This window comes from Vibrio panuliri, assembly GCF_009938205.1.
In the GTDB taxonomy this organism is placed as follows: domain Bacteria; phylum Pseudomonadota; class Gammaproteobacteria; order Enterobacterales; family Vibrionaceae; genus Vibrio; species Vibrio panuliri.
Genome location: NZ_AP019654.1, coordinates 1,973,145 through 1,993,520 on the forward strand (window position 1 = coordinate 1,973,145; position 20,376 = coordinate 1,993,520).

The following is a 20,376-nucleotide window of genomic DNA, read 5'->3' on the forward strand; positions in this document are numbered from 1 at the left end:
CAAATCCTACAATTTATTTATTGATAAATGAAAGGTTGTGAATGGTATTTATTACTTATTTCAACTTTGGTGTGGATACCCTCTGAATGGTTGATCTGTCTAGACGACGACTTTTTACCCGCAAAGCGGCACGTAACGATACCTTACGTTTGCCTTGGCTGAATGCGCCTGAACGATTTATTGATCAGTGCACTCAATGTGAAGAATGTCTCAAGGCATGTGATACACAAATCATCGTTAAAGGTGATGGCGGATTCCCCCAAGTCGACTTCAGTATCGACGAATGCACATTCTGTTACCAATGTGCCAGTGCCTGTCCAGAGCCTCTATTCGCCGCAGAACAGAATGAACCTTGGCAAGCCAAAGCCGTGATCAACGACCAATGTCTAGCGCAGCAAAACGTGGAGTGTCGTTCTTGTGGCGAGATGTGCGACAGCATGGCAATTCAGTTTCGTCTCGAAGTGGGCCGAGTTGCCCAACCTAAGCTAGAGACAAACCAATGCAACGGGTGCGGCGCATGCGTGTCCGTTTGCCCTACTTCATCTATCAATGTGAGCAATCACGTCGCGTAAAGCGCAGCAAAAAAGAGAGCAGCCAATGCCCCGAAATGAAGTCCATATATCGAGTTTAATTGTCCACGTTGTGCCAGAGCACCTCAACGACGTGAAAATGCAGATAGAGCAACTTGATACAACAGAGATTTATGGTGACAGCCCCGAAGGCAAGATAGTCGTGGTACTCGAGACAGAAAGCCACGGATTTATTACTGACATCATTGAAAAAATCAACAATTTTGCGCACGTCGTTAGTACCGTCATGGTCTACCACCAAATCGAGACTGAACTGGACGATGAGCAATCAAACACTGGATCACAGCAATCCCAAGTAGAGGGTGAAGTATGAAAATGACAAGACGTGCGTTTGTGAAAGCAAACGCAGCTGCATCAGCAGCAGCAGTTGCAGGGATAACACTACCTGCCTCTGCTACTAACCTGATTGCCAGCTCAGACCAAACAAAAATTACTTGGGACAAAGCACCTTGCCGCTTTTGTGGTACTGGCTGTTCAGTGCTGGTCGGCACACAAAACGGTAAAGTAGTTGCCACACAAGGCGACCCAGAAGCACCTGTAAACAAGGGCCTAAACTGTATCAAGGGCTACTTCCTGTCAAAAATCATGTATGGTCACGACCGTCTTACTCAACCTTTGCTACGCATGAAAGATGGTAAGTATCACAAGGATGGTGAGTTTGCTCCTGTCTCTTGGGATGTGGCATTTGACACAATGGCTGAGAAATGGAAAGCCTCCCTTGAGAAAAAGGGACCGACAAGTGTAGGTATGTTTGGCTCTGGCCAATGGACCGTCATGGAAGGTTACGCGGCATCAAAACTAATGAAAGCCGGTTTTCGTTCTAACAATATCGACCCTAATGCTCGACACTGTATGGCGTCTGCGGTGGTTGGCTTTATGCGTGCCTTTGGTATCGATGAACCTATGGGTTGTTATGACGACTTTGAAAACGCTGACGCCTTCGTACTATGGGGCTCAAACATGGCTGAGATGCACCCAGTGCTATGGACACGCATTGCAGATCGCCGTTTAAGCCACCCTCATGTAAAAGTTAATGTGCTATCAACCTACTACCACCGTTCATTTGAACTGGCAGACCACGGTTACATTTTCACGCCACAATCTGACTTAGCTATCGCTAACTTTATCGCAAACTACATCATTGAAAACGATGCGGTTAACTGGGATTTTGTTAACAAGCACACCAACTTCACTCAAGCGGATGTAGATATCGGCTACGGTCTACGTGACGATGACCCATTACAGGTAAAAGCAAAGAACCCGAACTCAGGAAAACTGTCCGGTATCTCATTTGAAGAGTACAAAAAGTCAGTTGCTCCTTACACCGTAGAAAAAGCTTCTGAACTTTCTGGGGTTGAACCGGAGAAGTTGATTGAACTTGCCAAGCAATACGCCGACCCAAATATCAAGGTAATGTCGCTTTGGACCATGGGGATGAACCAGCACACGCGCGGCGTGTGGATGAACAACTTGGTATACAACATCCACTTGTTAACGGGCAAAATTGCCACTCCTGGGAACAGCCCATTCTCCTTAACGGGCCAGCCTTCGGCGTGTGGTACTGCACGTGAAGTGGGAACCTTTGCTCACCGTCTACCGGCAGATATGGTGGTTGCCAATCCTAAGCACCGCGAAATTGCTGAGAAGATCTGGAAACTGCCTGAAGGAACCATTCCGCCAAAACCTGGTTTTCATGCTGTGCTGCAAGACCGTATGCTGCACGATGGCGTTCTGAACTGTTATTGGGTGCAGTGTAACAACAACCTGCAAGCAGGGCCGAACATCAATACAGAGCGTCTACCGGGTTACCGTAACCCTGACAACTTTATTGTCGTCTCAGACCCATACCCAACCGCGACCGCACAAGCCGCCGACCTTATCTTGCCAACCGCAATGTGGATCGAGAAAGAAGGCGCATACGGCAACGCAGAGCGACGCACTCAAGCATGGTATCAACAAGTTGAAACCGTCGGTGAGGCAAAATCGGATTTATGGCAGCTTATGGAGTTCGCGAAACGCTTCAAAATTGAAGAAGTTTGGCCAGAAGAGTTACTCGCAAAAGCGCCTGAATATCGAGGTAAGACAATGTTCGACGTGTTGTACCGTAATGGTCATGTCGACAAGTTCCCTGTTGAAGAAGCTCGTGAGCTCAACGACGATGCACATCACTTTGGTTTCTACGTGCAAAAAGGCCTGTTCGAAGAGTACGCCACCTTTGGTCGCGGACACGGGCATGATTTGGCTCCATACGATGTTTACCACACTGTTCGCGGCCTGCGTTGGCCGGTTGTTGATGGTAAAGAAACGCAATGGCGCTTTAAAGAAGGCTCCGATCCATATGCGAAAGAAGGTTCTGGCTGGGACTTCTATGGCAACAAAGATGGTAAAGCGAAAATTATCTCTGCCCCATACGAAGCGCCACCAGAAGTGCCAGATAGCGAGTTCGATATGTGGCTATGTACCGGTCGCGTATTAGAGCACTGGCATACCGGCACCATGACTCGTCGTGTACCTGAGCTATATAAAGCGGTGCCTGACGCGGTGTGCTACATGCACCCAGATGATGCGAAGGCTCGCAACGTCCGCCGTGGCGAGGAAGTACTACTTTCCAACAAACGTGGTGAAGTACGTGTTCGTGTAGAAACCCGTGGCCGAAATAAGCCGCCGCAAGGACTTGTATTTGTGCCGTTCTTTGATGCGCGAATTCTGATTAACAAGCTGATCTTAGATGCGACAGACCCATTGTCTAAGCAGACTGACTTTAAGAAGTGCCCAGTCAAAATCACCAAGATTGCTTAAGCCTTTAAATGGTCGTGCATTGCGCGACCACTATCAGAATTTAGCCACAAGGCGGAGAAGTTAGAAATGAAAAAATTAATGCTTGCCCTATTCGCAATCGGCGCCGTTATCAGCGGCAGTGTGTTTGCAGAATTAGATAACCCAGGTGGCACTGGTGGTTTGGATTCACTACGTGGTGAGACGTTGTTGGAAGATACTCGTCCAGCGGACGCTTTTAAGGATTTTCCGAAAGAGCATGCTGTGGACAGTAGCTATGTCTACCAGCCACCATTGATTCCACATGCAATTCGTAACTATGAAGTATCACTCAATGCCAACAAGTGTCTTGCTTGCCATAGTTGGAAAAATGCCAAAGAGATGGGTGCAACAAAAATCAGCGTAACCCACTATGTTAACCGCGAAGACGCTGTCCTAGCGGATATGTCCCCACGACGTTACTTCTGCCTTCAGTGCCACGTTCCTCAAACCGAAGCAGCACCGTTGGTAGGAAATGATTTCGAACGTGTTCAATCACTTAAGTAGTGCGAACACACGATTAACGAGGTTAATGTATGAAATTATTGAAAGCGTTTTGGAAGCGACTAACTCGCCCAAGTAAAGCTGCCGTTGGTGTGGTGCTGTTTATGGGCTTTGCTGGTGGTCTTCTATTCTGGGGCGCCTTTAACACCGGAATGGAAGCAACCAACACCGAAGAGTTTTGCTCAGGGTGTCACGCACCAATTGTTGCCGAGATCAAGCCAACGATTCACTACTCCAACCGTTCAGGCGTACGAGCTATCTGTTCTGATTGTCACGTACCCCATGAGTGGACAGATAAAATCGTACGTAAGGTTCAAGCATCGAAAGAGCTATTTGCCCACTACGTACTAAAAACGATCGACACGCCAGAGAAGTTTGCCGAGCGCCGTGGTCATTTGGCAGAGCGTGAATGGGCAAGGATGAAGAAGAATGATTCGTTAGAGTGTCGTAACTGTCACGAGTTCGAATACATGGATTTCTCTGAACAAGGCTCACGCAGCGCACAACAGCACTCGACCGCGTTAGCTAGCGGCGAAAAAACCTGTATTGATTGCCATAAAGGTATCTCTCACCATCTTCCTGATATGGAAGGCGTTGAAGGTTGGCAGTAAGGAGTAAGGAATGAGTACACTCGAATCGGTAATTTGGCACATCCTAGGTTACAGCGCGATGCCCGTTATTATTCTGTCAGGCTTTGCTGTTGTTGCCGCAATCTGTATCTGGATCCTTTCCATGGGGAAAGATAAAGAGCTAGAGTAGGACCAATAAGTTGTCGACTGACTTTTTGGTTAATGCCTATCTACTTTAGTGATTTAAAAACGCCAGCCTTCAAGGCTGGCGTTTTTTTATTACCATACTAGCGAGATAAAATCTGACGCACGGCTTCGAGGTCTTCTGGCGTATCCACTCCCGCGGCTGGTGCTTCTTTAGCCACAGCAACATGAATTTTCTCACCATACCAAAGCACACGCAGTTGCTCTAAGCATTCAATCTTTTCTAACGCGCTTGGCGCCCAGTTGATGTAGGTATTGATAAAACCTGCACGGTACGCGTAGATACCGATATGACGCAACAAGGGTTGGACAATACTCTTACCATTGGCAAAATTATCGCGATCCCAAGGAATCGTGGCACGACTAAAGTACATGGCATACCCGTCTTTATCCGTGAGTACTTTCACGGCATTCGGGTTAAACACTTCAGCTTCATCACTGATCTCAACCGCCAGCGTTGCCATCGGCGCTTGGCTGTTTGCCAAGTTATCCGCCACTTGCGAGATGATCGCCGGTGGGATTAATGGCTCATCGCCCTGTACGTTAACGATTATGTGGTCGTCCGGAATACCCATAACCTTAACCACTTCAGCCAATCGCTCTGTACCTGACTCATGGTTAGGCGAAGTCATACAAACCGTGGCACCAAATGCTTGCGCCGCTTGCTCGACTCGCTGGTCATCCGTGGCGATAATCACATTGTCAGCGCCCGCTTGAAGCGCTTGCTCATACACCCACTGAATCATAGGTTTACCAGCAATATCTGCCAAAGGCTTACCCGGCAATCGAGTGGATTGATAACGCGCTGGAATGACAACCGTAAATGACATTATCTGCCCTCATCCATACTCATGGTGCGCGCTTCTTGTTCAAGCAGCACTGGAATACCTTCTTTAATTGGATAAGCAAGGCGGTCTGCCTTACAAATCAACTCTTGTTTGTCTTTATCATATGTCAGTTTGCTTTTGCACACTGGGCACGCGACGATTTCAAGCAGACGGTGATCCATAATTTTCCTTTGTTTGTTTGATTCGTTCTAAGATTCGATGCTCATCTTGTTGTGAAAAACTCGCAGATACCGGTAGATACCACCAATTATCTTGCGCGTAGTCCGAACATTTCACCGCATCTTTTTCAGTCATGATTAAATGTGTACCACGAGCGGCAAGTTCCACCAACTGCGATACTTGAAAATCTTGGTGATCAGCAAATCCTTGGCAATGAACTAAGTCAGCGCCTAGGTGCTCTAGAGTATGGAAGAATCGTGGCGGATGCCCAATTCCAGCCATTGCAACTAATGCTTTTAGTTGACTAACAGGTATCTGCTTACCCGTCTTAACATTCACTGCAAGGCTTGGCTGCAACGTCATCACCGCTTCACCACTGTGGGCATGGCCACCATTGGTAATAATAAAATCGACTTCGGCGAGTCTCTCGATTCCCTCACGCAGAGGACCTAGTGGAATGAGCTGTTGATTACCAAAGCGACGTTTACCGTCCACCACCGCGAACTCGATGTCTCGCTCCAGGGCATAATGTTGTAAACCATCGTCAGTAATAATGATATCTACGCCCAAGGGTAATAACGCTTGCACCGCATTAGCCCGGACAGGGTCAACGGCCACTGGTGCATTGGTGCGCTTAAAAATCAGTTTGGGTTCATCACCACAATGAGACGTGGTAGTGGTGTTATCCACGATCAACGGATAGCTTGGTGCTTTCGCGCCATAGCCTCGCGATACCACGCCAGGCGTAAAGCCCAGTTCTTGTAGCTTTTCCACCAACCAGATGACCACTGGGGTTTTACCATTACCACCGGCAGTAATGTTGCCGACGACAATCACTGGTACTGGAGCTCGATAGGTTGATTTATTACCTTGTTGATAACCTTGGCGACGTGAACGACTGATTCGTCCAAATAACTTACTGAGTGGCCACAAAAGCGGCCACAATAGGTATTTTAACCAATGGTTCTCAAACCAGATTTTTTCCACCACGACTAGCTACCAAATTGAATGCGGTGCAACTGAGAGTACGCACCATCTTTCAGAGCGATAAGCTCCTGATGCGTGCCACGTTCAATGATTTGACCTTCATCAACCACAAGAATTTGGCTCGCCTTTTCAATGGTGGACAGACGGTGAGCAATCACCAACACCGTTTTATTCTTCTGCAACTCGTCCAACGCAGCTTGAATCGCTTTTTCTGACTCAGTATCAAGCGCCGAAGTTGCCTCATCCAAAATTAAGACAGGTGCATCACGAAGCAAAGCACGTGCAATTGCGATACGTTGACGCTGACCACCGGATAAGCTGGCACCATTTTCACCAATCAAGGTATCTAAGCCATCTTCCATGTTGTCGATGAAATCCATCGCATGTGCAAGACGGGCGGCACGTTCAATCTCCTCACGGGTATACTTCTCCGTCGCCGCATACGCGATGTTGTTGGCGATAGTGTCATTGAACAGGTGTACATTTTGAGAAACCAAAGCAAAGTGACTGCGCAAGTTTGCAAGGGTGTAATCTCTTACATCATGTCCATCAAGAGAAATCGAGCCTGAATCGACATCGTAGAAACGAGTAAATAGATTAGCGATGGTACTCTTACCCGAGCCAGAGCGTCCCACCAAGGCAACGGTCTTACCTTGTGGAATAGTAAAGTTCACATTGGCAAGTGCTGGTTTTTCTTTACCTTCATAGGTAAATGTCACGTCTTTAACTTCAACCACACCACGAACGCTTGAACTCTCGAACTTACCAGAGTCTTGCTCTGTCTCAAGATCCATCAGTGCAAATAGGGTTTGGCTCGCAGCCATACCTCGTTGGAAGTCTGAAGTCACGTTGGTCAGCGCTTTAAGGGGACGCATCAAACCAAACATCGCAGAGAAAACCACCGTAAACGTACCCGGAGTCAATGTTTCGCGAATCGAGTCCACGCTGGCTAAGAACAGCACGGTCACCAGCGCAACTGATGCAATCAATTGAATCACTGGGTTAGCAATAGCTTGAGCGGCAACCAGTTTCATCGACTGTTGACGCATCTTATTGCTCACCGAGTTAAAGCGCTCACGTTCAACATCTTGACCACCGTAACTCAACACAACCTTGTGTCCCTTAAGCATTTGCTCGGCAGATGAAGTCACATGCCCCATTGCATCTTGCATGTTGCGCGACACTTTTCTAAAACGCTTAGAAACATAACTGATTGCCCATGCCACAATTGGCGCGACAACAAACAGTACCAATGAGAGTTCCCAGCTGTTCCAGAACATCAATGCCAACAAGCCAATAATGCTCGCACCTTCACGAACAATACTGACTAAAGCACGGCTTGTTGCGCCTGCAACCTGTTCTGAATCGTAGGTAATACGAGAAAGTAGCCCACCGGTTGACTCTTTATCGAAGTACGCCACGGGCATGTGCATAAACTGATTGAAAATGCTGCGACGCATTTCCATAACAACATTGCCAGAGACCCAACTCAAGCAGTAGGTCGAGACAAATCCACTTAATCCACGCACTATCATCATGCCGAAAATAATCATAGGCAGAATGCGCAAAAAGTTAGACTCCGCGTTACCAAACCCTTCATCCAGCAACGGTTTTAATAGTGATACCATGTAAGTATCAGCGACAGCATTAATAACAAGCGCGACAACAGCCACGGATAAACCGAGTTTATAGACACGAATGTATACCCATAAACGTCGAAAGGTTTGCCACGTGGTTTCATCTTGATTAAGAGACATAGAATTGCTTTATTCTTTTTTACAATAATCTTTCTATTCTACTCGCTTACGCAGCATCTGCCTATACCAAGGCTCGCCTTTCACTGAGCGCATGGTGGTTATGTGTAAATTTTGCCCACCGCGGTCACTGGAGAACCGACCGTTCACCTGCCCTGCCTGACCGGTATCGAACCAAACGGCACCTTGTCGCAGATAGCGCTGGCGTACACTTTCGTTAGGTAAATTCCAGCGACCACGAAACGCATTTGAAGCAATCGCGATATCGGCATCGACCGCAGAAACAAACTTGCTCATCGACGAAGTTTTACTGCCATGATGAGGAACGATCACGACCTCACTGCGCAGCGCCTCAGGCTCTCTAACCAACATCCACTCTGCGATTGCTTCAATATCTCCGGTCAAAAGTACACTGCCTTTTTGCTCCGCAGATGAAATACGTACCACACATGAATGAGGGTTGTACGCTCGTCTCACCATTTGAGGTGGCCATAACACCTCAAAGGTTAATCCCTGCCAGTGCCAATGCTCACCACGTATGCAAGGCAATACTGGCTGTGTTGCTCTCACGCGTTGCTGGCTGGTGATAAGCTTTGCATTCGGATAATACGCGAGTAACTCATCCACCCCTCCCGCATGGTCACTATCAAAATGGCTGATAATAATCGTGTCTAAACTTAAACCTTGCGCATGCAAATAAGGCACAATCACACTTTGGGCATAGCTGCCTTTCGCCCATCGCATACCTGTGTCATACACCACTGCCTGTTGATTTTTCTCTATCACTACCGATAAACCATGCCCTACATCCAGTACAGTGAACCGCCACCCGTCATTTCGCGACTGAGAAGCAAAGTGAAACAGTGTGACACACACTAGTAGCGACACTGTTTTGGGATTCAACAGTCGCCGTATTAGCCACAATGCCATCAATGCGGTCAGCAACTTCGTCATTGATAATGACATCGGCAGCCAAAAATGTTGGCTTGAAGGAAGAGCCATACTAAGCGGGGTTAAGCAGAAGTCAGCCAGGGCAAACATCGCATCGCCAACGAGAGGAAGGTAACTTAACGCAACGCCAGATAACGTAATAGGAATCACCACGTAACTAAACCAAGGTACAAATAACGCGTTGTAGAAAAAACTCCCGAAACCAAAACCATGAAAAAGCAGCACGATAGCCGGAGCCATCAAGATAATCAGCCCCACTTGGATAAACAGTAATCGCTGCCAAGTTACGCGCCAATGCTGCGAGATAGAAAGCAAAAGAAACACCGCCGCGACTGCCAGAGCTGAAAGATAAAAACCACTCGAATAAGCCGCAAACGGGTCAAAAGCCAACACTGCCGCCACCATCAGTAACCACTTATAGCGATAACTGGAGTGAACACCCAAGGCACGAAACAGCAGCAAAATCACTAGCAAGACCAGTGCTCGCTGAGTCGGTATCGAAAAACCCGCTAACCACGCATACCCTGTGGCAAAAGCCAACGCGAGTAGCGGCGCTGCCCATATCCAACGCACACCTAAACGAAACAGGCAAAATGCCACCCACCAACCAAAGCCAAACGCAATCCCCACATGCAAACCTGAAATGGCAATAAGATGACTTAAGCCACTGTGCTGTAAACGTTGCCAATCAACCGCAGAAAGATAATGTCGCTCACCAAAACCTAATGCCAGCAATAACCCTTGTTGAGAAAGGTCGCGGGTTAACCATACGGCTTTATCAAATAACTTCTGCCTCAAAGAAGAGTGGCTGTGCACTCGCCATGAGTATTTCGTTTTAATTGACGCCCTGCCAACCACTCGCTGACCAATCGCATACTTTTCTTGGTCAAATCCAACTTGATTGAGTGTGCCAATGATCGGCTTAAGTGACACCGTCGCCACCACGCGGTCACCTAACTCTAAGGATATGGGAGCGGTTAGGTAGATCCGCGGGCGATAAAGTGCGGAGATTTCTTCGCCATTAATTGATCTGACGACGGCTATCCCTTGAAAGCCATGACTTATTGGCTTAAAAAGGCTGTCAACTTCAGCAATTATGGTAGAATCCAATCCGGCGTTGAACAGGGTGTTCATTTGATGGTGGACTCGATTTCCGCTCACTGTAATGAATAGTAAAGCGACAATCAGCCCACACCCCCATCTTAGCCATCTAAACTTTAAGCAAAGCAAGAGCCAAACAAGGCAAGGAACTGACCAAAACCACTCTGGTATCGCGAACCAGTGGGGAGTGGTTATGATGAGTATTGCGAACGACGACAACGTCCAATAATTTACAAAGAGAGTCATATCCCCTTATGCCAAGAAAATTTATAAAACGCTTTATGCCTGACCATGAGGTAATCAAACGTCAAAAGGCACTAAAGGTTTTTGGCAACGTGCTTTACAATCCAAACCTCTGGTGTTTAAACCGACGCTCAGCCGCCGGCGCCTTTGCAGTAGGTTTGTTTATGGCCTTTGTTCCACTACCTAGCCAGATGATTATGGCGGCTGGACTGGCGATTGTGTGCGGTGTAAACCTACCACTTTCTGTCGCACTGGTTTGGGTTAGCAATCCAATCACTATGCCGGTGCTTTTTTACTTTGCCTACAAAGTGGGCGCTTGGGTTATGCATGTGCCCCCACAGCATTTCCATTTTGAACTCTCATGGGAGTTCATCTTGCACCAAATGAATACCATTGGTCCCCCATTCCTACTTGGCTGTATGATCTGCGGCGTCACATTAGCAATGGTAGGGTATTTCGGTATTAAAGGACTTTGGCGTTATTCGGTTGTTCGCAGTTGGCAACAACGACGCTCGCGTTTTTCACGATAATGGCTTGTCATCATTCACGCTAATGCGGTTGATGAAGTTATGTGTCCGCTCGCGAGATAACGTAAACAGCCTGAGCATCAAGCATTAAAAAAGGACCTTTCGGTCCTTTTTTATTTGCCTAAGCATAGAGTACTACTTCGCGCTCAACACCGCTGCGGGGTTTAACTGACTCGCTCGTGAGGCTGGATACCAAGTTGCCAGCAAACTCAAGACGATTGCCGTCACCGACACCAGTAGAACGTCCGAGAACACCACTTGAGATGGCAGAAAATCGACAAAATAGATGTCACCAGAAAGAAACTGATGGTCGAGCAGCTTCTCTAGCCCTTTAATCAAACTGGTTAAGTTCAATGCCACCAGCACGCCAATCACACTTCCGGCTAAACTGCCGAACACGCCAGAAAAGACGCCTTGCCAAACAAAAATTCGCTTAACCAGACCATCTGTCGCACCCATCGTACGTAAAATTGCAATCTCCGCCGCACGGTCTTTTACCGCCATCATCAATGTCGAGACAATGTTAAAGCTTGCCACACCAATAACTAACACCATCACCAAGTACATAATGGTGCGCACTAACTGAATATCTCGGTACAAAAAGCCATACTTTTGCTGCCAACTGCGCAAATACACATACTCGTTTAGTGTGTTGCCGACTTCCCGCACGATTTGGCGTGCATCAAGCACATCACTCACTTTAACCGCCACGCCTGTGACGCCATCACCCAATTTGGCATAGGCTTGCGCGTCTTGAAGTGGCACTAACGCCAAATTGTGATCAATTTGCCCGTTTAACTTGAGCAGTCCCGCGACTTGCACACGTACCCTTTTTGGCGTTTGCACTTGGCGAGTGTTGCCCGCAGAGGGGATCATCAACGTCAAGTAATCCCCCTGTTTGACGTTAAGCAAATCAGCCACGCCTTGACCAAGAATGACTTGTTTTTCACCAGCACGAAAATGCTGCCAACTGTCCCCATCAATAAACTGCGCAAGGTTAGACACCGAGGACTCTTTGCTTGGGTCGACACCCTTCACTTCAATCGCTTTTAGTTGTTGCCCGCGCTCCGCCAGTGCGGTTAACTTAATGTACGGCGCTGCCGCTTCAATCTTAGGATGTTGTTCAACCTGCTCAACAATGCCTTGCCAGTTTTGAATCGGTCCACGAACCCCTTCAAACTCGCCGTGAGCGATCACTGACAATACGCGGTCTTTCAGTTCGCGCTCAAAGCCATTCATCGCCGACAAACCGATGATGATCACTGCAACACCAACCGCAATGCCAATGGTTGATGACAATGAAATAAACGACACCATCTTGTTTCGCTGCTTCGCGCGACTAAATCGTCCACCAATAAAAAGTGAAAGTGATGAAAACACTAAGCCTCCTCCACGTTCACTAACAAGCCATCTTGCATGTGTAACTGACGGTCCATTTTTGCCGCAAGTTCACCATCATGGGTGACCACCAAGAAAGCCGTACCTGATTCGCGGTTAAGCTCACGCATCAAATCGTATATCGCCAATGCGGTTTTATGATCAAGGTTACCCGTTGGTTCGTCGGCCAGCACCAAATCTGGGCTATTGACTAGAGCACGAGCGATTGCAACACGCTGGCGCTCACCACCGGACAACTCCGATGGTCGATGATCAACACGATGTGATAGACCCACTTTTTCCAACAGAGCCTGTGCTTTCGCTTTCGCCTCCGCTACTTTCATCCCACCGATGAGCAACGGCATAGCGACATTTTCTAAAGCGCTAAAGTCCGCTAAAAGATGGTGAAATTGGTAAACAAAACCTAGATGGCGATTGCGCAGTTTTGCCTGTTTGTTCGAACTCAACTTTGCCAGTTCTTGCTCTAAGAACGTCACGCTGCCAGAGCTTGCATCATCCAACGCACCGAGTACATGGAGTAAGGTGCTTTTACCCGAACCTGAGGTACCGATTATCGACACCAACTCACCACGTTTAAGGTCGAAACTCACCCCTTTTAGCACCTGAGTCTCCAGCGCGCCCTCATGATAGGTTTTGGTCACATCACGACACTGTAGTAAATCACTCATATCTTAATGCCTCAGCAGGTTTTACAGACGATGCTCGATAAGAAGGAAACAGGGTTGCCAATAGACTGAGCATCACAGCCAATGTGACGACAACCAAAATTTGAATCGGGTTAATGACCACAGGTAATGAACCACCGACGGAGAATAGTGCGATACCCGCACTCTCGAGCAAGGCGTTAAGATTACTCGCCAGCGCCACACCTAAAACGCCACCAATACATGCGCCAACAATGCCGCTGCTCGCGCCTTGTACCATAAAAATAGTCATCACTTGACGGTCACTCATGCCCTGAGTTTTAAGGATCGCCACTTCCGACTGCTTCTCCATCACCACCATAATGAGTGCCGAAATGATATTAAACGCGGCTACGCCAACAATTAAACCAAGCATCAAGCCCATCATGTTTTTCTCCATGCGAACCGCTTGGAAAAGTTCACCTCGTTGATCGCGCCAATCTTGCCACTGCCACCCATCTGGTAGCGGCTGTTGACTCAACTCACTCACCACAAATGGATCATTAAAAAACAGGCGCCAGCCGGTCATCGTTTGCGAGTTAAGGCGCATCAAGCGCGCAGCGTCATCAATGTGAGTCAACATCAACTGTCCATCCACATCAGAGCCCGTATTGTAAATACCTGCGACAGTAAAAATACGCTGACTAGGAATACGACCTAATGGCGTAAACTGGCTAGCACTCGTGACCATTAAACGCACTTTATCACCCGGTCCAATATCCATTGAACGGGCCAAGGTACTACCGACAAAGACTTGATAAGAACCTGATTTAAGGTTTGCAAGGCGACCCGCGATGATATGATTTTCAATCGGATCGTGTTCATTGGGTTGAATGCCGATCAATAAGCCCGCACTGAGTTGTTTAGCGCTTTGGATCACCGCTTCACTCTGGACAATTGGCTCTGGCTTTCCGGCTTGAGAAAGCGTTTGGATAAACTCAGGGGCCTGTTCACTGCGCGGTGTTTTACCGTCATGTTGTGAGACAATCGCTTGAGGAAGAACCCCTAATATCCGACCTTTTAACTGCGATTCGAAACCATTCATAACCGACAGAACAGTGATCAGCGACATCACGCCAATGGTGATGCCTGCTGTCGACATATAAGAAACAAATCGGCTGAACCTATCACCGGATCGCCCACGTAGATAACGCAAGCCGATATAAATCGACACTGGATGAAACATAAATAAAACCAAAACCCTTTAATGGCGAATACTGTAACGGTAAATTTGCACGCCTGATAGCCCTAATTTGCCATTTCTAAGTTAAAATAAGTAATTAACAATGACATACCTTGATTAGTTGCTGCGTATGACGATAATCAGAGCATCAAATAGAAGGAAAAGTTCATGTCTGACCAAGAATACTTTACTGTTCATCATCCCATGACCGTCAATGTCGAGCCCTTGGCTGACGATTTTTCTTACCCTACTTTTACTCAGTTTGAGCAGCAAATTCCCGCGCCTTTTTTAGTGGCTAGCGAGTTTAGTTCGTTAGACCAACTGAACGACGCTGCTCGTGCTGAACTTAAAACGAATGACTTTAGAAACGTCATTACGTTACTTGATACGCAAAATGCAAAACTGAATCTTCTGCTAACCTTTATGTTGTCGCAGCAAGATGATCCAAACTTTCGTCACCAAACTCTTAGTTTTGGCGCAAGTCAGTTTAGTTACCAAAATAGTCAACCTTTGCCGATTGGACAAAAGGTACGTGTGAAGTTGTTTCTTGACCATCCCGCGGCGGCTATTTACTGCTATGGCTCGGTTTTTAGCTGCGTCAATGAAGAAGAACAGCATACGATTACAGTAAAATATGATCTATTACGCGACCTAGACCAAGACTTGTTAATTAAGGCTGCCCTCTATCAACAACAAAAGCTACTCCGCCAACGCTCACTGAATCGCGAAAAATAAAATACTCATGTCAAAACCATCACTACTCAATCTTGTTAATCCGCAAGGTGCCGGGGATAAAAAACTAGTCGGTAACCTCACTGGCTCATCACTCGCCTTAGCGATTGCTGAACTGGCTGAGCAACACAAGGGGCATACGCTACTAGCGACCCCTGATCCACAAACGGCCCTCAAACTGCAGCAAGAACTTGAGCAGTTTTCACACCAAAGCGTCACCCTGTTTCCAGATTGGGAAACGCTGCCTTATGACAACTTTTCTCCGCATCAAGAAATCATATCTGACCGTATTGCGCGTCTCTACCAGTTGCCAACACAAAATGAAGGCATCACGATTGTACCGGTGAGTACACTATTGCAACGCCAATCGCCACGCAACTTCTTGATGCAACATACCTTAATGGTCAAAGTCGGCGATCTTTATTCACTCGAAAAACTGCGCATGCAGCTGGAAAAATCCGGCTATCGCCACGCTGATCAAGTGTTTGGACCGGGCGAATATGCCAGTCGTGGTTCGATTATCGATCTGTTTCCTATGGGTTCGAGCGACCCTTACCGAATTGACTTCTTCGATGATGAGATCGACACCATTCGCACCTTTGACCCAGAAAATCAGCGTTCAATTGACGATGTGAAGGAGATTCGCCTACTGCCGGCTCACGAATTCCCAACCAGCGAATCAGCGATTGAGGACTTTCGTATCCGTTGGCGTCAACGCTTCGAAGCGCGCCGTGAGCCTGAGTCGGTTTACATGCAAGTCAGTAAAGGAACATGGCCTGCAGGTATTGAGTACTGGCAGCCACTGTTCTTCGAGCAAACTGAAACCCTATTTGACTACATCTCTGACAACACTCAACTGGTCACCGTTGGCAATATTGAAGCAGCGATTGATACTTTTTTGCACGATGTTGACTACCGCTATGACCAACGCAAGGTCGACCCGCTGCGCCCACTGTTGCCACCTGACGAACTGTGGTTAAAAAAGGACGAGCTATTTACCCACTTCAAGCAACTGCCACAAGCCCAGTTGTCTGTCGAGCCAGTGAGTGAAAAGCAGGGGCGAAGCAACCCAAACCTTGCTGCGTTGCCAGATATTAAAGTTCAACATCAAAACAAAGAGCCATTAGCAGCACTACGCCAATTTAGTGAAAGCTATCAGGGCCGTATTATTTTCTCAGTCGAGTCGGAAGGTCGACGAGAAGCGTTGCTGGAGCTGTTGCAACGCATCAAACTCCGCCCTGTCGAATGCGATAGCTTTTGCCAAGCATTGGAGCACAAAGATAAATTCACTCTCATCCTTGGTGCGGCAGAACATGGTTTCCTATATGGCGACCAACAGATCGCGTTTATCTGTGAAAGCGATATTCTTGGCGACCGAGTCATTCAGCGCCGTCGTAAAGATCGTAAAGTCACCAATAGCGATGCCGTTATTCGCAACCTTGCAGAGTTGAAACCCGGTCAGCCCGTAGTACACATTGACCACGGCATTGGCCGCTATCTTGGGTTACAAACCTTAGAAGCGGGCGGCATGACAACCGAATACGTCACCCTTGAATACCAAAATGAAGCCAAGTTGTACGTCCCGGTTGCGTCACTGAACTTAATCAGTCGTTACTCAGGGGGAGCGGAAGAAAGTGCCCCACTCCACAAACTGGGTGGTGAAGCGTGGACCAAAGCCCGCCGTAAAGCCGCGGAAAAAGTGCGTGATGTTGCAGCAGAACTACTTGATGTTTATGCCAAACGTGAGCTAAAACCGGGTTACAAGTTTGCCCTTGATCGCGGCCAATATGCGACATTCAAATCAGGCTTCCCGTTTGAAGAGACCGATGACCAATCCATGGCCATCAACGCGGTTCTCTCTGATATGTGCCAAGCGAAAGCGATGGACCGCTTGGTTTGTGGTGATGTCGGTTTTGGTAAAACGGAAGTCGCCATGCGTGCGGCGTTTGTTGCGACCGATAATGGTAAACAGGTGGCGGTGTTAGTACCCACTACACTACTGGCACAACAGCACTTTGAAAACTTCCGTGACCGCTTTGCTAATCTGCCGATTCGAGTTGAAGTCTTATCGCGCTTTAAGACGGCAAAAGAGCAAAAGCTAGTGTTACAAGATATCGCGGATGGTAAGGTGGATTTAGTCGTTGGCACTCACAAACTGCTTTCGAGTGATATCCAGTTTAAAGATCTCGGCTTATTGATTGTCGATGAGGAGCACCGTTTTGGTGTTCGACAAAAAGAAAAAATGAAGGCGATGCGTGCCGATGTCGATATTCTCACTCTCACCGCAACGCCTATCCCACGTACGCTCAATATGGCGATGAGCGGAATGCGAGATCTCTCAATTATCGCGACTCCTCCTGCGCGTCGTTTGGCGATTAAAACCTTTGTGCGTCAACACGAAGATGCAGTGGTACGCGAAGCGATTCTGCGTGAAATTATGCGCGGTGGTCAGGTCTATTTCTTACATAACCAAGTCGATAGCATTGAGAAAGTCGCAGCCGATCTCGAAAAACTGGTACCAGAAGCGCGTATTACCGTTGCCCATGGGCAAATGCGTGAACGTGAACTGGAAAAAGTGATGAACGACTTTTACCACCAGCGCTTTAATCTGCTGGTGTGTACCACCATCATTGAAACCGGTATCGATGTTCCGACTGCCAACACCATTATTATGGATAGAGCTGACAACTTAGGTCTGGCGCAACTGCACCAATTACGTGGACGTGTTGGACGTTCACATCATCAAGCCTATGCGTATCTGCTGACTCCTCACCCTAAGGCGATGACCAAGGATGCGATAAAACGACTAGACGCCATTGCCTCACTTGAAGATTTGGGCGCAGGCTTTACACTGGCTACTCACGACCTTGAAATTCGGGGGGCTGGTGAACTACTGGGGGATGAGCAAAGTGGTCAAATTCAGTCAGTAGGCTTTACCCTGTATATGGAGATGTTAGAGCAAGCAGTCGAAGCGTTAAAAGAAGGCAAAGAACCGTCACTTGATGACTTGCTGCGCGAGCAAACCGAAGTCGAAATGCGCATTCCGGCCCTACTGCCAGAAGACTACATTCCAGACGTCAACACACGCCTGTCGATGTATAAGCAAATTGCCAGTGTGAGTGACAAAGAGGAGTTAGATAACCTCAAAGTCGAATTAATTGACCGTTTTGGCTTGTTACCTGACGCGACCAAAAACTTACTGGCTGTCGCGCAATTGAAACTGTCAGCCGCTAAACTGAAAGTGAAGAAAATTGAAGCGCACGATAAGGGCGGATATATTGAGTTCTATCCTGATGCTGACATTAATCCTGTGTACTTAGTTACACTGTTGCAATCTCAGCCGAAAAAATTTGCGATGGAAGGACCAACCAAATTTAAGTTTACGCTACCTTTGGTCGATAGAAGACAAAGAATTCAGTTTGTTACTGACATGCTGGCAGAATTCCAGCAAAATCTATTACCAAAGCAAAACTAAAACCAAACTGCTTGAGGTTGTAGGTAGTCGACACGCACCACCGCGACGTCAAGTAGCAAAAAGTATAAATATCTCGGGACAAAAGAACCCGTATATGGAGATGTAATGAAAAAGCTGATCCCACTGCTTCTCTTCTTCGTTGCGCTGCCAAGTTGGGCACAGCGACAATTTGATATCGAAGTGATCATTTTTAAACGTGCAGTGGATGCAGAGCAAGTGACCGAATCATGGCCTGATACTCTGCCACAAATCAACCTAGACAAAGTTGGTAGCTTTGGTGACGCCAATTACCGTGCGCGTAAGGGGGTACAAATGTTGCCTCGCTCTAGCTATCAACTCGATAGCGAAGCACAAAAATTGCGTAACCACGCTGGCTTCCAAGTATTAATGCACACAGCTTGGCGTCAGGGTGATAAAGGCCGTTTGTCTGCACCAGTCTTTCGCATTACTGGCGGAAAAGATTACTCAGGCCAGTTCAATCGTGATGGTTCACCTGTTGGAAGCCACAATGAGTCGGTTATCGACGGTGTGAGCGAGCAAACTATTCCAGGGCCGCTATTTGAACTCGATGGCAAGTTGCAGGTGTATGTGGAACATTATCTTTATGCCGATTTGCAGCTCGACTTGAAAGAACCAAGTGTGCGTGATGTTATTTTGGAAGATCGACAAGTGGAGATTGGCGAGGAGTCTTCTTTAAATGACGGGGATACCGTTCAAGCAGGACTGATGACAGATGTGACTCCAACCGTACATCGTGAAGAGTTCCTCAAAAGCTACCGTATGGACCAAAAACGTCGTATGCGCAGTAGCGAAACGCATTTCCTTGACCACCCATTAATGGGCATGATCATCCAAGTGCGCCGCGTCAACTAACCACGCCAGTTTTGAGACTTAACGCCCAGCCCTGTGCTGGGCGTTTGTCTATCTACGCTATATACTCAAAGTTCAGTAAATGATTGTTAGTAGATAAAATGAGCCCCGATTATCAAATCATTACGCCAGAGTTTACCTTACGCCTGATCGACGCCGAGCAGAGTGAAGTATTACGCCAACTGGTGATCGCCTCGCCTAGTTTGCACCAATGGGTAGAATGGTGCCACGACCAGTTTAGCCAAGAAGAAGCCGATAGATTCGTGCTTGCAACCCGACTCAATTGGGTCAAGTCCGATGCTTATGGGTTTGGTATTTTTAATCGTGACGACAATTGTCTGATCGGCATGGTTGCTATCAACGAGCTTTACCACACCTTTAATATGGCCAGTTTAGGTTATTGGATTGCTGACCAATATCAACACCAAGGTTACGGCCGCAAAGCCCTTACTGCATTGTGTGAGTTTTGCTTTGAAGTGCTTAAGCTGACTCGCTTAGAAATTGTCTGCGACCCCGCCAACCAACCTAGCCAACAGCTCGCGTTAGCCTGTGGTGCTCAATTTGAAACCTTAGCCGCCAATCGATTCTTGTTTAATGGCAAGCCCAAGTCGGGGGCTGTCTACTCAATTATCCCCGGTTAACTGAGCTATTTTTAGCTGCCGAGAGCCCGGTGGTGTTCGATGCGCCAATGAATAGAGCGCTGGTATAACTGCTTGGATGTCAGGATTGGGAGATTTGGCCTTGTTGAACTAACCAGTCAACACTTAGCCACTAGTGATAAACC

The 20,376-nt window shown here is 47.5% G+C and carries 19 protein-coding genes; 11 read left to right on the forward strand and 8 right to left on the reverse strand.

Going from position 1 to position 20,376, the window contains the following annotated elements; all coding sequences use genetic code 11:
* The first annotated feature begins 86 nt into the window (after nucleotides 1–86).
* The 6 genes from napF to GZK95_RS08995 all read left to right on the forward strand — a co-directional run bounded on the left by napF (nucleotide 87) and on the right by GZK95_RS08995 (nucleotide 4,667).
* The gene (gene napF / locus GZK95_RS08970) at nucleotides 87–572 is read left to right on the forward strand and encodes a ferredoxin-type protein NapF (RefSeq protein WP_075715670.1); all 486 of its coding nucleotides are present in this window, start codon (nucleotides 87–89) and stop codon (nucleotides 570–572) included.
* Nucleotides 573–597: 25 nt separating this feature from the next.
* Nucleotides 598–903: a chaperone NapD gene (locus GZK95_RS08975; RefSeq protein ID WP_075707899.1), complete on the forward strand. Its 306-nt coding sequence runs from the start codon at nucleotides 598–600 to the stop codon at nucleotides 901–903.
* Entirely contained in the window at nucleotides 900–3,389 is a 2,490-nt protein-coding gene (gene napA / locus GZK95_RS08980) for a periplasmic nitrate reductase subunit alpha (protein ID WP_075715669.1), read from the forward strand. Before GZK95_RS08975 ends, napA begins: the two co-directional genes overlap by 4 nt.
* A gap of 66 nt (nucleotides 3,390–3,455) precedes the next feature.
* Nucleotides 3,456–3,911, forward strand: a complete 456-nt coding sequence (locus GZK95_RS08985; protein WP_075707903.1) for a nitrate reductase cytochrome c-type subunit — start codon at nucleotides 3,456–3,458, stop codon at nucleotides 3,909–3,911.
* A gap of 29 nt (nucleotides 3,912–3,940) precedes the next feature.
* Nucleotides 3,941–4,519: a NapC/NirT family cytochrome c gene (locus tag GZK95_RS08990; RefSeq protein WP_075707905.1), complete on the forward strand. Its 579-nt coding sequence runs from the start codon at nucleotides 3,941–3,943 to the stop codon at nucleotides 4,517–4,519.
* A 10-nt stretch (nucleotides 4,520–4,529) separates the two neighbouring features.
* The gene (locus GZK95_RS08995) at nucleotides 4,530–4,667 is read left to right on the forward strand and encodes a TIGR02808 family protein (RefSeq protein ID WP_075648628.1); all 138 of its coding nucleotides are present in this window, start codon (nucleotides 4,530–4,532) and stop codon (nucleotides 4,665–4,667) included.
* Between the two features lie 97 nt (nucleotides 4,668–4,764).
* Here the strand turns inward: GZK95_RS08995 and kdsB are convergent, their stop codons facing one another.
* The 5 genes from kdsB to GZK95_RS09020 are packed head-to-tail and all read right to left on the reverse strand — an operon-like array spanning nucleotide 4,765 to nucleotide 10,727.
* Nucleotides 4,765–5,511: a 3-deoxy-manno-octulosonate cytidylyltransferase gene (gene kdsB, locus GZK95_RS09000; RefSeq protein WP_075707907.1), complete on the reverse strand. Its 747-nt coding sequence runs from the start codon at nucleotides 5,509–5,511 to the stop codon at nucleotides 4,765–4,767.
* Nucleotides 5,511–5,690, reverse strand: a complete 180-nt coding sequence (locus GZK95_RS09005) for a Trm112 family protein (protein ID WP_075707909.1) — start codon at nucleotides 5,688–5,690, stop codon at nucleotides 5,511–5,513. Before GZK95_RS09005 ends, kdsB begins: the two co-directional genes overlap by 1 nt.
* Nucleotides 5,671–6,678, reverse strand: coding sequence for a tetraacyldisaccharide 4'-kinase (gene lpxK, locus GZK95_RS09010; protein ID WP_075715668.1), 1,008 nt, complete (start codon nucleotides 6,676–6,678; stop codon nucleotides 5,671–5,673). The genes GZK95_RS09005 and lpxK overlap by 20 nt, the downstream gene beginning before the upstream one ends.
* Before the next feature lie 2 nt (nucleotides 6,679–6,680).
* Nucleotides 6,681–8,432 carry a lipid A ABC transporter ATP-binding protein/permease MsbA gene (msbA, locus tag GZK95_RS09015; RefSeq protein ID WP_075715667.1) on the reverse strand — a complete coding sequence of 584 codons (1,752 nt, stop codon included), beginning with the start codon at nucleotides 8,430–8,432 and terminating at the stop codon, nucleotides 6,681–6,683.
* Nucleotides 8,433–8,465: 33 nt separating this feature from the next.
* The gene (locus tag GZK95_RS09020) at nucleotides 8,466–10,727 is read right to left on the reverse strand and encodes a DNA internalization-related competence protein ComEC/Rec2 (RefSeq protein ID WP_075715666.1); all 2,262 of its coding nucleotides are present in this window, start codon (nucleotides 10,725–10,727) and stop codon (nucleotides 8,466–8,468) included.
* Between the two features lie 8 nt (nucleotides 10,728–10,735).
* Here GZK95_RS09020 and GZK95_RS09025 point away from each other — a divergent pair, with 8 nt between their 5' ends.
* Nucleotides 10,736–11,254, forward strand: a complete 519-nt coding sequence (locus GZK95_RS09025; RefSeq protein ID WP_075715665.1) for a DUF2062 domain-containing protein — start codon at nucleotides 10,736–10,738, stop codon at nucleotides 11,252–11,254.
* Nucleotides 11,255–11,386: 132 nt separating this feature from the next.
* Here GZK95_RS09025 and lolE read toward each other — a convergent pair whose 3' ends face one another.
* The 3 genes from lolE to lolC are packed head-to-tail and all read right to left on the reverse strand — an operon-like array spanning nucleotide 11,387 to nucleotide 14,518.
* Nucleotides 11,387–12,631: a lipoprotein-releasing ABC transporter permease subunit LolE gene (gene lolE, locus GZK95_RS09030; protein WP_075707919.1), complete on the reverse strand. Its 1,245-nt coding sequence runs from the start codon at nucleotides 12,629–12,631 to the stop codon at nucleotides 11,387–11,389.
* Complete coding sequence (gene lolD, locus GZK95_RS09035; protein WP_075715664.1) at nucleotides 12,631–13,317, reverse strand: lipoprotein-releasing ABC transporter ATP-binding protein LolD; 687 nt, start codon at nucleotides 13,315–13,317, stop codon at nucleotides 12,631–12,633. Before lolD ends, lolE begins: the two co-directional genes overlap by 1 nt.
* The gene (gene lolC, locus GZK95_RS09040) at nucleotides 13,310–14,518 is read right to left on the reverse strand and encodes a lipoprotein-releasing ABC transporter permease subunit LolC (RefSeq protein WP_075707923.1); all 1,209 of its coding nucleotides are present in this window, start codon (nucleotides 14,516–14,518) and stop codon (nucleotides 13,310–13,312) included. Before lolC ends, lolD begins: the two co-directional genes overlap by 8 nt.
* A 165-nt stretch (nucleotides 14,519–14,683) precedes the next feature.
* Here lolC and GZK95_RS09045 point away from each other — a divergent pair, with 165 nt between their 5' ends.
* From GZK95_RS09045 to GZK95_RS09060, 4 genes are all read left to right on the forward strand, one after another.
* Nucleotides 14,684–15,250 carry a PilZ domain-containing protein gene (locus tag GZK95_RS09045; RefSeq protein ID WP_075707925.1) on the forward strand — a complete coding sequence of 189 codons (567 nt, stop codon included), beginning with the start codon at nucleotides 14,684–14,686 and terminating at the stop codon, nucleotides 15,248–15,250.
* A 7-nt stretch (nucleotides 15,251–15,257) separates the two neighbouring features.
* Nucleotides 15,258–18,722: a transcription-repair coupling factor gene (gene mfd / locus GZK95_RS09050; RefSeq protein WP_075715663.1), complete on the forward strand. Its 3,465-nt coding sequence runs from the start codon at nucleotides 15,258–15,260 to the stop codon at nucleotides 18,720–18,722.
* A gap of 105 nt (nucleotides 18,723–18,827) precedes the next feature.
* A complete protein-coding gene (locus GZK95_RS09055) occupies nucleotides 18,828–19,595 on the forward strand; it encodes a peptidoglycan binding protein CsiV (protein WP_075715662.1) in 768 nt (255 codons plus the stop codon).
* A gap of 98 nt (nucleotides 19,596–19,693) precedes the next feature.
* A complete protein-coding gene (locus GZK95_RS09060; RefSeq protein ID WP_075715661.1) occupies nucleotides 19,694–20,233 on the forward strand; it encodes a GNAT family N-acetyltransferase in 540 nt (179 codons plus the stop codon).
* Nucleotides 20,234–20,376 lie beyond the last annotated feature (143 nt).

What these genes read in the sequence shown, in the direction of transcription:
- napF (WP_075715670.1), top strand. Translation starts at nt 87, where the DNA reads ATGGTTGATCTGTCTAGACGACGACTTTTTACCCGCAAAGCGGCACGT.
- GZK95_RS08975 (WP_075707899.1), top strand. Translation starts at nt 598, where the DNA reads ATGCCCCGAAATGAAGTCCATATATCGAGTTTAATTGTCCACGTTGTG.
- napA (WP_075715669.1), top strand. Translation starts at nt 900, where the DNA reads ATGAAAATGACAAGACGTGCGTTTGTGAAAGCAAACGCAGCTGCATCA.
- GZK95_RS08985 (WP_075707903.1), top strand. Translation starts at nt 3,456, where the DNA reads ATGAAAAAATTAATGCTTGCCCTATTCGCAATCGGCGCCGTTATCAGC.
- GZK95_RS08990 (WP_075707905.1), top strand. Translation starts at nt 3,941, where the DNA reads ATGAAATTATTGAAAGCGTTTTGGAAGCGACTAACTCGCCCAAGTAAA.
- GZK95_RS08995 (WP_075648628.1), top strand. Translation starts at nt 4,530, where the DNA reads ATGAGTACACTCGAATCGGTAATTTGGCACATCCTAGGTTACAGCGCG.
- kdsB (WP_075707907.1), bottom strand. Translation starts at nt 5,511, where the DNA reads ATGTCATTTACGGTTGTCATTCCAGCGCGTTATCAATCCACTCGATTG.
- GZK95_RS09005 (WP_075707909.1), bottom strand. Translation starts at nt 5,690, where the DNA reads ATGGATCACCGTCTGCTTGAAATCGTCGCGTGCCCAGTGTGCAAAAGC.
- msbA (WP_075715667.1), bottom strand. Translation starts at nt 8,432, where the DNA reads ATGTCTCTTAATCAAGATGAAACCACGTGGCAAACCTTTCGACGTTTA.
- GZK95_RS09020 (WP_075715666.1), bottom strand. Translation starts at nt 10,727, where the DNA reads ATGACTCTCTTTGTAAATTATTGGACGTTGTCGTCGTTCGCAATACTC.
- GZK95_RS09025 (WP_075715665.1), top strand. Translation starts at nt 10,736, where the DNA reads ATGCCAAGAAAATTTATAAAACGCTTTATGCCTGACCATGAGGTAATC.
- lolD (WP_075715664.1), bottom strand. Translation starts at nt 13,317, where the DNA reads ATGAGTGATTTACTACAGTGTCGTGATGTGACCAAAACCTATCATGAG.
- lolC (WP_075707923.1), bottom strand. Translation starts at nt 14,518, where the DNA reads ATGTTTCATCCAGTGTCGATTTATATCGGCTTGCGTTATCTACGTGGG.
- GZK95_RS09045 (WP_075707925.1), top strand. Translation starts at nt 14,684, where the DNA reads ATGTCTGACCAAGAATACTTTACTGTTCATCATCCCATGACCGTCAAT.
- mfd (WP_075715663.1), top strand. Translation starts at nt 15,258, where the DNA reads ATGTCAAAACCATCACTACTCAATCTTGTTAATCCGCAAGGTGCCGGG.
- GZK95_RS09055 (WP_075715662.1), top strand. Translation starts at nt 18,828, where the DNA reads ATGAAAAAGCTGATCCCACTGCTTCTCTTCTTCGTTGCGCTGCCAAGT.
- GZK95_RS09060 (WP_075715661.1), top strand. Translation starts at nt 19,694, where the DNA reads ATGAGCCCCGATTATCAAATCATTACGCCAGAGTTTACCTTACGCCTG.